The sequence below is a fragment of the Haloarchaeobius caseinilyticus genome (assembly GCF_051207395.1).
Taxonomy (GTDB): domain Archaea; phylum Halobacteriota; class Halobacteria; order Halobacteriales; family Natrialbaceae; genus Haloarchaeobius.
Window position 1 is genome coordinate 1,603,808 of the sequence record NZ_JBPJZC010000001.1, and the last position, 12,910, is coordinate 1,616,717.

13 protein-coding genes are annotated in these 12,910 nt (G+C 64.4%); 7 read left to right on the forward strand and 6 right to left on the reverse strand.

The genetic code is table 11. The features are described 5' to 3' along the window. Nucleotides 1–13: 13 nt before the first annotated feature. The gene (locus tag ACSC1P_RS08435) at nt 14–661 is read left to right on the forward strand and encodes a DedA family protein (RefSeq protein WP_435359699.1); all 648 of its coding nucleotides are present in this window, start codon (nt 14–16) and stop codon (nt 659–661) included. Here ACSC1P_RS08435 and ACSC1P_RS08440 read toward each other — a convergent pair. The 4 genes from ACSC1P_RS08440 to ACSC1P_RS08455 form a co-directional block, all read right to left on the reverse strand. Next, entirely contained in the window at nt 609–1,502 is an 894-nt protein-coding gene (locus ACSC1P_RS08440) for a phosphatase PAP2 family protein (protein WP_435359700.1), read from the reverse strand. The genes ACSC1P_RS08435 and ACSC1P_RS08440 overlap by 53 nt on opposite strands. Next, a complete protein-coding gene (locus ACSC1P_RS08445) occupies nt 1,490–2,068 on the reverse strand; it encodes a hypothetical protein (protein WP_435359701.1) in 579 nt (192 codons plus the stop codon). The genes ACSC1P_RS08440 and ACSC1P_RS08445 overlap by 13 nt, the downstream gene beginning before the upstream one ends. Next, complete coding sequence (locus ACSC1P_RS08450) at nt 2,061–2,960, reverse strand: YihY/virulence factor BrkB family protein (RefSeq protein WP_435359702.1); 900 nt, start codon at nt 2,958–2,960, stop codon at nt 2,061–2,063. The genes ACSC1P_RS08445 and ACSC1P_RS08450 overlap by 8 nt, the downstream gene beginning before the upstream one ends. Before the next feature lie 358 nt (nt 2,961–3,318). Further along, complete coding sequence (locus ACSC1P_RS08455; RefSeq protein ID WP_435359703.1) at nt 3,319–4,425, reverse strand: tRNA (guanine(26)-N(2))-dimethyltransferase; 1,107 nt, start codon at nt 4,423–4,425, stop codon at nt 3,319–3,321. A 119-nt stretch (nt 4,426–4,544) separates the two neighbouring features. Here ACSC1P_RS08455 and ACSC1P_RS08460 point away from each other — a divergent pair, with 119 nt between their 5' ends. Further along, on the forward strand, nt 4,545–5,918 hold the full coding sequence (locus ACSC1P_RS08460; protein ID WP_435359704.1) for a PAS domain-containing protein: 1,374 nt from the start codon (nt 4,545–4,547) through the stop codon (nt 5,916–5,918). Between the two features lie 112 nt (nt 5,919–6,030). Next, complete coding sequence (locus tag ACSC1P_RS08465; RefSeq protein ID WP_435359705.1) at nt 6,031–6,390, forward strand: hypothetical protein; 360 nt, start codon at nt 6,031–6,033, stop codon at nt 6,388–6,390. 88 nt (nt 6,391–6,478) lie between these two features. Here ACSC1P_RS08465 and hisH read toward each other — a convergent pair whose 3' ends face one another. Then, entirely contained in the window at nt 6,479–7,198 is a 720-nt protein-coding gene (gene hisH, locus ACSC1P_RS08470) for an imidazole glycerol phosphate synthase subunit HisH (protein WP_435359706.1), read from the reverse strand. A 155-nt stretch (nt 7,199–7,353) separates the two neighbouring features. On the opposite strand from hisH, the gene ACSC1P_RS08475 reads away from it, so the two are divergent. From ACSC1P_RS08475 to ACSC1P_RS08490, 4 genes are all read left to right on the forward strand, one after another. Then, on the forward strand, nt 7,354–9,396 hold the full coding sequence (locus ACSC1P_RS08475) for a DUF4350 domain-containing protein (protein WP_435359707.1): 2,043 nt from the start codon (nt 7,354–7,356) through the stop codon (nt 9,394–9,396). Between the two features lie 136 nt (nt 9,397–9,532). Further along, nucleotides 9,533–10,468 carry a phosphate/phosphite/phosphonate ABC transporter substrate-binding protein gene (locus tag ACSC1P_RS08480; protein ID WP_435359708.1) on the forward strand — a complete coding sequence of 312 codons (936 nt, stop codon included), beginning with the start codon at nt 9,533–9,535 and terminating at the stop codon, nt 10,466–10,468. Nucleotides 10,469–10,540: 72 nt separating this feature from the next. Further along, nucleotides 10,541–11,299 (forward strand): phosphonate ABC transporter ATP-binding protein, encoded by a 759-nt coding sequence (locus ACSC1P_RS08485; protein ID WP_435359709.1) that lies wholly within the window; start codon nt 10,541–10,543, stop codon nt 11,297–11,299. A gap of 2 nt (nt 11,300–11,301) precedes the next feature. Continuing rightward, nucleotides 11,302–12,309, forward strand: coding sequence for a PhnE/PtxC family ABC transporter permease (locus ACSC1P_RS08490; RefSeq protein WP_435359710.1), 1,008 nt, complete (start codon nt 11,302–11,304; stop codon nt 12,307–12,309). Here ACSC1P_RS08490 and ACSC1P_RS08495 read toward each other — a convergent pair. Continuing rightward, nucleotides 12,306–12,908 carry a uracil-DNA glycosylase gene (locus ACSC1P_RS08495; protein ID WP_435359711.1) on the reverse strand — a complete coding sequence of 201 codons (603 nt, stop codon included), beginning with the start codon at nt 12,906–12,908 and terminating at the stop codon, nt 12,306–12,308. The genes ACSC1P_RS08490 and ACSC1P_RS08495 overlap by 4 nt on opposite strands. Between the last annotated feature and the right edge of the window lie 2 nt (nt 12,909–12,910).

The following is a 12,910-nucleotide window of genomic DNA, read 5'->3' on the forward strand; positions in this document are numbered from 1 at the left end:
TTCGGGTATATCCATGGTCGAACTGGCGTGGCTGACAGACGCGACCATCACGTTCATCCAGCGATACGGCTACATCGCGCTGTTCATCTTCCTGATTCTGGAGACGTCGTTCATTCTCCACTTCATCCCGAGTGAAGTCGTCATCCCGCTGGCGGTGTACGCGATGGTCACCAGTCCGACCGGCTTCGTCGTGTTCGTCGTCGTCTCGACCGTCGCCGGCGTTCTCGGGAGTATCCTCTGTTACTGGCTGTTCGGCGTCAACGGCGAGCGAATCATCCAACGCTGGGGGCACATTCTGCACATCCCAGAAGAGGAGATAGAGCGAAGCAAGGACTGGTTCCATCGCTACGGCGAGGGCCTGATGTTCTGGGGCCGGTTCCTCCCCGTGTTGCGCACGCCCATCTCGATTCCGGCGGGCTTCGCGGAGATGGACTTGAAGAAGTTCAGCCTCTACTCGGGCGCTGGCTGGGGCATCTACGTCGCCATGCTCGGCGCGCTCGCCTACCGAGACGGTACGGAGTCACAGGCACCCATCGAAGTCGCCATCGCGGCCGTCTGGCCGCTCGTGGAGACGTATCCGATTCTTACGGCGGTCCTCGTCGCACTCGTTAGCGCTGGGAGCGTCGTGGCGTGGAAGCGCCGGTCGGCGATAGCGCGCTGAGCGCGGGAAGCGCGACCACGAACCCGATACTCGCCGCAGCGACGACAACGAGGACCAGTGACGACTGGACGACGACGAGGACGCCGATACCGAGGACGCCGACGAGCCCTGCGGCCGCGACGGGGACCACGACGGCCAGCGACATCGGCCACGGGTCGTGGGGGACCGAGAAGCGAGACCAGCCGAGTGACGCCCCGACGAGGCCACCGAGTAACGTGACCGCGTCGGCCGACGCTGGCGCGACGACGACCGCGAGCGCGGCGATAGCCGTCGCGGTCCAGAGTGCAACGTGGGGTGGTCGGTCGGCGAGAAGTCGACAGGTCACCGCGAGAAACACCAGCCCGAGGCTCGCGCCAACGACCACGTCGCCGAGGTAGTGCGCACCGAGGTACACCCGCGCGAGACAGATACTGCCGACGAGACCACCGGCCGCCACGCGAAGTCGAAGTGAGGTCGCACGGAGCGCCAGCAAGCCGTAGACGACCGTCGACCCGAGCGAGTGCCCACTGGGAATCGCGTAGCCGTCGGATTCGGCCGCTAGCTGGTACGATGGCCGGAGAAGTGACGGGAGTGTTTCGGGTGGAACGGGTGGGCCGACTGTCGGGCGCGGGACCAGCAGCAACTCTTTACAGACGACGACGAGCGCCAGCGCGCCGACGCCGATACCCATCGCGCGGATGCCACGCTCGCGGTCACCGAACCAGTACAGACAGACGAGTACACCGACGAGGAAGAACGGGTCACCGAGGTGTGAGACGATGCCGACGACCGGGGCGAGGGTGTCCGGGACGATGCCACGGACGACCGGTGTGAACCACGCGCCCCGGTTCAGGAACGCCATTGCTGGACGGCGTCACGCGCTCGGCCGGGGATCCCCAGCACGTTGAACGTGACGCCCACGAGGAGAAACAGTACGTACAGTCCGAGCGTCGAGAGCCAGACGATGAGCATGGCGAAGACGACCCAGGCGTCGCCTTCCATCTTCGGCGCGTACAGCAGGCCGAGGGTCATCACGGTCCCGTACAACAGGACGAGATACGGCCCCCAGCCGCGGGCGTGCCCGCGGCGCAGTTTCTTCCTGACGTAGCGTTTCAGGTCGCCTTCGACCGCGTCGCGGTCGACTGTGCGGGACTCGACGTCGTCCTCGAAGTCGTCGAGTTCACCCCGCAGGTCCGCGACCGACTGCTTGGTCGCGCGACTGCCACGAACTTCGTCTTCGAGTTCGGCGACGCGCTCGTAGAGGCGGTCGAGTTCCTCGTCACGGCCCGTCGGCTCGTCGGTCGTTCCCGCACCCGGTTCGTCGCCCGGACCGCCGCCGGGTGCACCGGCAGCAGGTCCGTCGCCGGACGACCCGGGGCTATCGCTCTCTGCTCGCTCCGGTCCATCCGGCGTCTCGTCCTCAGGCATCGTCTTCGGTCGGTTCGTCCTGTCGTATCCCCGCACTTTGAAGGTGCCGGTCCACATCGGCTGCCAGCTCCGGGTCGAACTTCTCGGTCCGGGCACCGAGCGTCGCGTTCAGGGCCGCGCCGAGGAGTAACACCATCGCACCGAGGTAGAGCCACGACACCAGCAGCAAGACCGCCCCGAAGAAGCCGTAGACGTTCGTCGCGGCCGCCCGCTCCGCGTAGATACCGAAACCGACACCCATCACGGTCCACGCGACCGCGGCGAAGATGGCCCCGGGAGCCGCCTCGCGCCAGCCGATGTGGACGTCGGGGAACAGGTAGTACAGCGGGAAGAACGCGATGGCGAGCGCCAAGATGCTCAGCGCCGGCCCGACGATGCTCCCGGCGGGAAGGTCGACGAGCCCGATGAGTGCGATAAGCCCAGCCGCGACGAGACCCGCGAGGCCGACGGCCGCCAGTGCCATCACCGCCTCCTTCACGCCTTCGACGAACCCCTCTTCGTGGGTGGTGCCATACACCGCAGAGAAGCCGCGGTCGAGTGCGCGGAACACCTTCAGTCCGGACCACACGAGGAACAACAGCCCCACGAAGGTCGCACTGGCACGCCCCTGTCCCCCACTGAGCGCAGACGCGAGCACGTCTTGACTCGCCGGTGTCAGCGTCTCGCCGAGCATGGCGGAGACGTCTTGTGCGAACGCCTCACCACCGATGGCCGTCGCGACGGCGATGGTGAGGATGGCCAGCGGGATGAGCGAGACGAACGCGTAGTAGGCGATGGCCGCCGCGAGGAACGTGAGTTGTTCCCCACGGGTGATGGCGACGACGGCGAGCGCTGTCCCCTTCAGCTGCTGGAAGCGCGGTGACTGCGGCTGGAGACGCGATGACTGAGACACGTATCAGTATAGGCGCAGACAGACCAAAAAGACAGCCCGCGATTCGTCGTTTGCGGGTGATTTTCTGGTCGAGGCGTTGTGAGAAGGACAGGGCAGAGTTTGCGTAGAGAGGGCTGCTGATTTAGCTGATGGCATCACAGAAGGTGGGTTCGAGAAGCAGTTCGCGAATCACGATGGAACATGACCGCCACCGCACAACACTGCAGCCACAACCTCCCCATCCGATTGCGCTCCTCACTTCACTTCGTTCCGTTGTGGTGCTCATCCCTCGCGCGACTACGCCTCGTGGCCTGCGCCGAGGGCGCAGGCACACTCACCAGCGCGCGCCAGAGTGGTCGTGAAAATGCAGATGCCGCCCTCAGTCGGCCGTCGCGTCGCGCATTTCGGGAATGGTCGCGTCGCACTTGAACGAGGTGCCGTGGTAGTGGGCGTGCGAGGCCTCGAACCCGGCGTCGCGCAGGCGGTCGATGAACTCGTCCATGCCGGTCGCGCCGCGGCCCCAGAGCTTGCAGAGGCGGTGCTGGTCGTAGTGAGAGGGTTCGTCGAGTTCCGCGTGGAGTTCGTCACAGAGGTCGCGGGCTTTGTCGGCGGTGCCCATGTCGTCGGTGACGTGTTCCTTGACTGCGGTAGTGAACTCCCGGTCGCGGTAGGGACCGAGCCAGAGCGGGCCGGCGGTCAGCCAGCGGTTCGAGTCGCAGGCCGGGCAGGTCTCGGGTGGCTGGGCGACGAGGCCGTAGTCGGGTTCGCGGTGGAGACAGTCCTGGCAGTGGTAGAGGTGACCGACCTGGTCGAGGGCATCGTTGGCGGCCGTCGCGCGGTGGTCGCAGTCGAGGAAGGTCCGGACGTAGTGACTCGTCGCGTGCGTGAAAATCGGTGTGACGCCCACGTCGAAGCGGGTCGCGGTGCGAGCGAGCGCACCGAGCAGGATGCGGACACCCATCTCGGCGTGGTAGTCGGTGTTTCTGGGGTGGGCCGAGTACGACCGCACGCCGGAGGCGAAGTGTGCGCCGCACATCGGGGCCGTGTCGGTCGCCGTGATGCAGACGAGGTCTCGCGTGTTGGCGAACGCGGCGTCGGCAAAGGGCATCGGCGTCCCGAACGGGTCGATGTCGACCACGTCGAAGTACTCGTCCCAGAGCAGTGCGTTCACGTCGCGGTTGACCACGCGCCCGTCGAGGTCGTTCTGTGCGAGGTTCTCGCGGGCGAGTTCGGTCGCGTCGGGGTCCACGTCGGTCATCGTCACGTCCCAGCCATCGGCCGCGGCGCGGATACCGCGGATTCCCGACGCAGTCATCGCGTCGAGATACGTCTCGGCGCGCTCGTCGCGCTCGCGGAAGGCCCGGAGTGCAGCGACGGTCAGGTCACGGTTCAGTTCCTGACTCGAGTTGAAGAACACCCCGTCTATCTTCGACTTCCCGTCCTGTTCGGCGACGGAGACCGTTACCTGCCCTTCGGTGACGTCCATACCCCCTCTCACCGAGCGACGGAGGTAAACTGTACGATACGCAGGAGAGGCGCTTAACCGGGCTCGCTCCCTCTGCTAGTGTGAGGATGGCTACTACTGCCGAGGGGAATACAAGCAAAATGAGAGTGTTGCACGTCGACGACGACGCGGACTTCCTCGACGTCACGGCAGCCTACGTGACACAGCTCGGGAGCGACGTCGAGTGGGAGGTGACGACAGACGGCGAGGACGCACTTGCACTGCTGAGTGCGGGGTTCGACTGCATCGTCAGTGACTTCGACATGCCGGGGATGGACGGCCTGGCCGTGCTCGAAGCAGTCCGTGCGGTCGACCCGGAACTCCCGTTCGTGCTCTTTACCGGCAAGGGGTCAGAGGAGATAGCCAGCCGAGCCATCTCTGAGGGCGTCTCCGACTACATCCAGAAAGGTAACGGCGGGCAGTTCACGCTGCTGTTAAACCGCATCGAGAACCTCGTCGCAGGCTACCGGGCCGAGCGGACGCTCCGCGAGCGGTTGCAGGCCATCGAGACGGCCAGCGAGGGTATCGGTATCCTCGACGAGGAGGGGATCTACACGTACATGAACCGCGCGTACGCCGAGATGTTCGGCTACGAGCCCGAGGACATCATCGGGAACCACTGGGCGATGCTGTACGACCCGGACGAGGTCCGCCGGTTCGAGGAGGATATTCTGCCCTTGCTCGTCGAGAACGGGACGTGGCACGGCGAGTCCATCGGGAAGCGGGCAGACGGGACGCCGGTCCCGGAGACCGTCTCGCTCACACAATTGGACGACGGTGGACACGTCTGCGTCATTCGGGACGTGACCGAGCGCGACGACCTGCGACAGTCGCTCGAACACGAGCGCGATCTCGTCGAGCGGGTCTTCGAGACGAGTCCCGTCGGCGTGCTCGTCTTCGACGCGACGGGGACCATCGTTCGCGCGAACGACGCGGCGGCGAGCGTCCTCGGATTGGACCCCGACGATGTCGAAGGCCAGACGTACCACGGTGCGTGCTGGGACCTGCGAAATCCGGACGGGAGCGAGCGACCGAACGACTCGTTCCCGTTCAGACAGGTGCTCGATACCGGGGAGAAACTGGTCGAAGACCACATCTCGGTCGCGTTGCCCGACGGGGGGCGCGTGGAACTCCGGACGAGCGGTGCGCCGCTAGTCGGCCTCGACGGGTCGGTCGAACACGTCGTCCTAACCATCGAGGACGTGACCGAACTCGAAGCGAGCCGTCGCAGGCTCACTGCCTGCGTCGACGCGCTCGACACGTTCGACGTGAAACTCGCAGAACTCGACGGTGCAATCGCGGTCGCAAACGCCCACCTCGGACTCGCCACCGAGACGGACAAAATCGGGCACGTCGCAGCCACGCAGGGTGAGCTACGACACGTCTCTCAGTTGCTATCCGAACTCGACTCCCTCGTGGACGAAGCTGCCAGGGACACCGACGACGAGGACGTGAACAGACTCCTCGCGTCCTGACGACGGTGCAGTCGCTCGGTTCGCACGCTGGCGGCGCGGCAGTCGAACCTGTTTTACTGGTGGTAACCGTACTCCCGCGAGTGACTTGGTGGAGCAAGGAGCGGTGGTGGGCGTGACAGCAGACGACGGACCAGTCGCGGAGTGGCAACGCCTGCTGGCCGAGGCGGGGTCGCTCACACCCGAGGCCGTCCAGCGAATCATGGCCGTTCACGGTGACCGTGGCCGGCACGCCATCGAAGCCGCCTCCGAGCGCCGCGTCAAGCGCTATCGCGACTTCACCGTCGTCGTCGGCTACGAGGACGAGTACATCGTCGAAGAAGGCGGCTGTAACTGCAAGGACGCCGAGTACAACCTCGACCCGGACGACCCGACCGACCAGTGCTGGCACGCGCTGGCGGTCGCCATCTCCGAACGTGTGGATGCCGTCGACCACCACGACATGTGGTACTCGGACGTGCGGGAGTTTTTGTAAACGGACAGAGTCTTCGAACCCGACAGATGGAGACATTCTCGCCACAGCACTGTCTCTGTAGCACGTTTAAACTGAGAGAAGCAACCGCTTACTGCTCGGCGCAGATATTGACGAAGTTCCGTAGAATCGTGAGTCCCGTCTCACCGCTCTTCTCTGGGTGGAACTGCGTGCCGAAGACGGTGCCCTCGTCGTTGGCGACGATGGCTGGGAACTCGACGCCGTACTCGGTGCTGGCGACGGTCGCGTGGTCGTCGTCGGGGACGGCGTAGTAGGAGTGGACGAAGTAGGCGTACTCTCCGTCGACGGACCCGCCCGCGGGTCCGTCTGCTCGTTGCGTCTCCGACGCAACGCTGTCGACCCCGTCGACCAGCGGGTGGTCGCGCTGTACGTCGAGGTCGTTCCAGCCCATGTGTGGCACCTTCCGGTCGCCCGAGAAGCGGACGTTGGTGCCCGGAATCAGGTCGAGCCCGCGCACGTCGCCCTGGCCCTCGCGTTCTGCTTCTTCGCTGCTGGTCAGGAGCATCTGCATGCCGAGACAGATGCCAAACAGCGGTTGGCCGCGCTCGGCGACCTCGACGAGTGCGTCACGGACCGATTCGGCGTTCTCCATGCCCTCGCCGAACGCGCCGACGCCCGGGAGGACGACACCGTCGGCCGCCTCGAAGTCGGCCGGGTCGTCGGAGATTTCGACGCTCGCACCCGCACGTTCGAGGCCACGCGTGACGCTTCTGAGGTTGCCGAGGCCGTAGTCGACGACGACGACCGACGCGAGCGTCTCGCGCTGGGGAGAGACGGACTGCTGGCTCATGGGGAATGGTGGGGTTGCGGTGGGCAAGTCGGTTTCCCTCTCGACAGGGTTCGCCAGAGTCCTCCAATAGTAATTGTCATTGGCTATTTAGGAATCCGAGAGATATTTATTAATTATAGTTAGCTTTAAATCCTGCTTGTTAGAATTCCGCAATGATGCGTCGACGACGCTTCATAGAACTGCTGGCCGCATCGACGGTCGCCGGGACCGCAGCGGCACAGACCGGGCATGGCACCCTGACAACCAACGTATCGTCGCTACGCTTCCACTCGACGTGCAGTCTGTACGGCGCAGACGGCGGCCCACTCACGGACGACAGTGTCGTCCCCGTGTGGGCCGAGGACGAAGCACGAAACGACGACGCGTCCGGCTCCGACGCCTTCGTCTATTGGGACTGGCGGCAGATTCCGCTCGTCGCCAGCGAGGGCGGCGTCGTGGCCTTCGGCTCCGTTCTGGTCGACGACGCGACCCTGAACGGGAACTACGACAACGAACAGTTCGTCAAGAACGTCTGGGACACCGAACTGGGTGGATCGGGCACCGTCATCTGGGACGAGAGCAACGGGCAGTACTACGACCTCTCGAAGTTCTCCGGATTCGAGTCCACGATGGAGAGCGCGGGCTACACCGTCCAGTCGACCCAGAACCTGCACAACGACCTCGCCGGAGCTGATGCGGCGGTCATCACCTCGCCGACGGAGGCGCTCTCGTCGGGTGAACTCGACCGTCTCGACCAGTTCGTGAACGACGGTGGCGTGCTCTTCCTGCACGACCAGTCCGACTACAACGACTACGACGAGACGGCCAACCTGAACGACATCACGGACCGCCTCGGCGTCTCGTTCCAGTTCAACGACGACGAGGTCACCGACACGACGAACAACGCCGGACCGGACTACCAGCCGACGACCACCGTGTTCAACAGCTCGTTCGGCTACTTCGACGGCTCTGGCGGCGGCGGTGGCGGTGGCGGCGACGACGGCGATGACGACGGTGGCTCGGGCGACCCGAACACCACCGAAGTCACCATCGAGAGCCTCTCCGACGGCGACACGTTCGACGTGACGATGCCGGACGGCTCGACCGAGAGCATCCGCGTGCTCGGTGTCGACACGCCCGAGAAGGCGAGCAACCAGTCCGCCGAACGTCCACCGGAGTGGGAAGGTATCGAGTCCTACGACTACCTCGGGACGTGGGGCGCGAACGCGACCGACTTCTCCGAACAGGTGTTCGACGTGGGCGACACGGTCGAAATCTTCTACGACGAGAACGAAGGCCAGACCGACCCGTTCGGTCGCTATCTCGCCTACGTGAAGTACGACGCGACCGGCGACGGCAGCCGCGACACGCTGTACAACAAGGAACTCGTCGAACAGGGCTACGCCCGCGTCTACGGCTCCGGCCTGACGAAGCACGACGACTTCCTCGCGGCCGAGTTCACAGCTCGCGCGAACGGGACCGGCGTCTGGGGCCAGAGCGACTCGAACGCCTCGTCGGAGATTCGTGACGGCAGCTACTCCGAACTGTTCTTCCCGAAGGCCGCGGCCGTCGAGACGAGTTCGGGAAGTCTCGCAGACTCGCGCACGCCAGTCCACGACGAGAGCGGGTCGACGCCGTTGGTCGGCGTCGATTCGAGCACGAACGTGGCCATGGTCGGTGGCCTGACCATCGACGAAGGCTACGAGCAGGAAGAAGGCTACTCGGTCGACACCTCGGGCTACGGCAACTATCCGTTCCTCACGAACCTCGTCGACTCGCTGTCGAGCAAGACCGGCAGTATCGTCATCGACGGTGGCCACGGTCAGTTCAACTCCGACGCCGCCCTCTCGAACGAGGACGCCGCGTACTACCAGCGCTACCTCGAAGGACAGGACATCGCGTTCGAACAGCGAAACGACCTCGCCACGGCGGACCTCTCCGGCGCGCGCGCCGTCGTCGTCACGACGCCGACCAGCGCGTTCACCAGCGCGGAGCAGACCGCGCTCTCTGACTTCGTCGCCGGCGGCGGTGCGGTCATCCTCATGGGTTCGTCGAACGGCGACGCGACCGACTTGAACGGCCTCGCAGACGCGCTCGGCAGCGACCTGCGCCTCGGGAGCACGGTCACCGACTCGGCCAACAATCTTAATGGTGACCAGTCGGTACCAACGACGACGCGATTCAACGGCTCGTTCGGCCTGTTCGGCCCGTACAGTTAGTCGCGATACCCGTCTTTATTTTCTAAAACATATTTTTGTATTTTCTGCAAAATGTTAAAAGATGAAGCTACATAGTCATACGGAGAGAGATTAGGAATCTTTAAGACGACAATCAAGAACTATGAATTGATTCGCTATGGAAAGTCGACGCGATTTCCTGAAGGCGGCAGGTGTGGCAGGGGCAGCAGGACTGACAGGCACAGCGGGATGTCTCGGTTCCTTCGGTGACCAGGCGTACCACGACGGGAGCATCAAGTTCCTGCTCTCGCCGACCGAACCGCAGGACCAGATGATGGCCCAGTACACGCCGGTCAAGAACCGACTGAACGACTACATCGACGCGGTCGACGAGGTCGGCGTCACGTACGCCTCCGACTACGCCGCGACGCTCAACGCGATGGAGTCCGGCACGGCCGACCTCGCGGAGACTGGCCCGTTCGCGGCCGCACTCGGCGTGGAGACGGACAAAGCCGAGATCATCCTCCAGCGGCAGGCCTACGGTGGCTGGACGTACAAATCGGTCATCGTCACGAAGGAGGACTCCGACGTCGAGGAGCCCGCAGACCTCGAGGGCAAGACGGTCGCGTTCGCCGACGCGCTCTCGGCGTCCGGGTCGCTGTACCCGCTGTACATGCTGAAGAAGGCCGGTCTGAAAATCCCGGAGACGCCGGGAAGCGCGAAGGGCGCGAACTTCGAACCCCAGTGGTCCAGTCACGCGTCCGCCATCGAGGCACTCAACAGCGGGCAGGCTGACGCCGCCGGTGTCGGCTACTTCATCGCCGCTGGCGAGGAGAGCGAGTACGCAGAGGGCCTCCGCGAGGTCACCTCGACCGACGGCATCCCGCGTGCACCCATCGTCGTCAGCCCGGGTCTCTCCGACGAGGAGAAGACGAAGATTACCGAGGCGTTCACGAAGGCACCCAAGGAGATGTACTACGGTGAAGACGGAACCGAGGGTAACGACGACGACATCTGGTTCGACGGTGTCCGCGAGCGCGGCGTCGACACGTACCAGCCGGTCGTCGACGTGGCCAACGAACTCGGCTACGGGCAGGACGTCTTCAAGAGCTAAACGGAGCTCACGGCGCATCGGTCGAAAGCATAACCTTTTCACTAATTTACTGGCAAGGAATTACAACGATAAATGGCAACAGTAACTGCAGAGGAGCTAACCAAAATCTACGGGGAGGACACCGTGGCGTTGGAAGACGTCTCGTTCGACATCCCGGACGGGGAGTTCGTCATCCTCCTCGGCCCCTCGGGTGCGGGGAAATCGACGCTCCTCAGGATACTCAACGGCTTGACCAGACCGACGAGAGGCACTCTCTCGATGGACGACAGCGAGGTCACGGGCACTCGTTCCGACGTCTCGATGGTGTTCCAGATGCACTACCTCGTCGAATCGATGAGCGCGTACCGCAACGCGCTCACGGGCGCACTCAGCCGCACGGGCACGGCCGACAGCCTGCTGACGAACTACGACGAGAGCGACGAGACGATGGCACTGGAGGCCCTCGACACGGTCGGCCTCCTCGACGAAGCAGACCAGCGCGCCGGCTCGATGTCCGGTGGGCAACAACAGCGCGTCGGTATCGCGCGGGCACTCACGCAGGACCCCGAGCTGCTGCTGGCCGACGAGCCAGTCGCGAGTCTCGACCCGAAGGCGGCACAGGAAGTCATGCGCTACCTCAAAGTCGCAGCCGAGGAGCGCAACCTGACCTCCATCGTCTCGCTGCACCAGGTCAACATCGCCCGCGAGTTCGGTGAGCGCTTCATCGGACTGCGCGACGGGAAGGTGGTGTTCGACGGCGGCAAGGAGGACCTGACGATGGACGTGGTCGACCGTATCTACTACGGCGAAGACGGTGCGGAGAACGCGGCCGAGAACCTCGCGGAGATGTGACAATGGCGACGAGCAACATCCAGCAAGTCAAAGAGCGTATCGAACGGAAACGGCGGACGAAGCGACTCGTCAGCATATTCGGGGTCATCACCGTCCTCGCACTGACGGGACTCGGCATGACCTACGTCGGGTTCACGCTGGCCGAACTGGTTCGCCAGTTCCCCGTCTGGCTCGACAGCGTCACGAAGTTCCTCTCCCCCGACTTCGTCGACCTGACCGCCGCGACCAAGGACAAAGGTATCGGTGGATTCGACGCCATCGTCTACACCCTGACGCACCCGTGGACGGTCAGCGAAGCCGCGTTCGCGACGGACTCCAGCGGCTCCATCCTCATCCCGGCAGCCATCACGACCATCATCGTCGGCTTCACTGGGACCGTCATCGGCTTCCCGATGGCACTGATGTTCGGTGTACTCGGCTCCGAGCGTGTGACCCCGTTCCCGTTCAACTTCATGTTCCGTGGTGTGATGTCCACCATCCGTGCGGTGCCCGCACTGGTGTGGGTGTTCATCTTCATCGCGCTGTTCGGTATCTCCGCGAAGTCCGCCATCGTGGCCATCGCGGTCGACACCATCGGGAACCTCGGCCGGCTGTTCACCGACGAACTCGAAGAGATCGACGACGGTCCCATCGAGGCCATCAACTCGACGGGTGCCTCGCGCCCGCAGACGGTCGTCTTCGGGATGCTGAGTCAGGTCTCGACCTCGTTCATCGCGTGGACGCTGTACGTCCTCGAAATCAACACGCGTATCGCCATCAGCCTCGGCGTCGTCGGGGCCGGTGGTCTCGGCCAGTACATCAAGCTCAAACTGCAGTTCGGGACGCCAGACGCCTACGCACAGGCAGCCGCGGGCCTGCTGATGGTCGTCCTCATCGTCATCAGCGTCGAACTGCTCTCCTCGCGTATCCGTGCGCGTCTGCGCCCCGGTGAGACCGAGGGTAAGAGCTTCTTCGACGTGGTTCGTGACCTGTTCGATGCGAACAAGTGGCTGGGCACCCAGAAGAGTTAGAATTCGCCCAACCGCGACTGACCGCTTCCGTTTTCACCCGTACTTACGCCCGCCAGCGTCGCGGCTTCCGCGAGCGTCTCCTCGAACGGTTCGCGCTGGCTTCGGTCGTACAGCGTCGCCGCCGGGTGCAGACAGAGCAGCACGCGACGCGGCGCGTCCGCGATGCGGATCTCTTCGACGCTGCCGGTCTCTTTCGTCACGGCGACCGAGCGACCGAGCAGATGTTCGGCGGGAACCTTCCCGAGCGTGACGATGACTTCGGGGTCGAGCAGGTCGATTTCGTGTTCGAGGTAGCCACGACAGTTCGCTAGTTCTTCCTTGCGCGGGTCGCGGTTGTCCGGCGGGCGACACCGCACACAGTTCGTGATGCGTATCGTCTCGCGGTCGAGGCCGACGGTTCGAAGCACCTCGTCGAGCACGTCGCCGGAGCGACCGACGAACGGTTCGCCCTCTGCGTCCTCTTGTGCGCCGGGGGCCTCGCCGACGAACAGCACGTCGGCGTCGGCCGGGCCGACCCCGTTGACGATGCGACTGCGAGACTCACAGAGTTCCGGGCAGCGCTCGCAGTGGGTCACGTCGAGACCCTCCATGTTCTCCATGT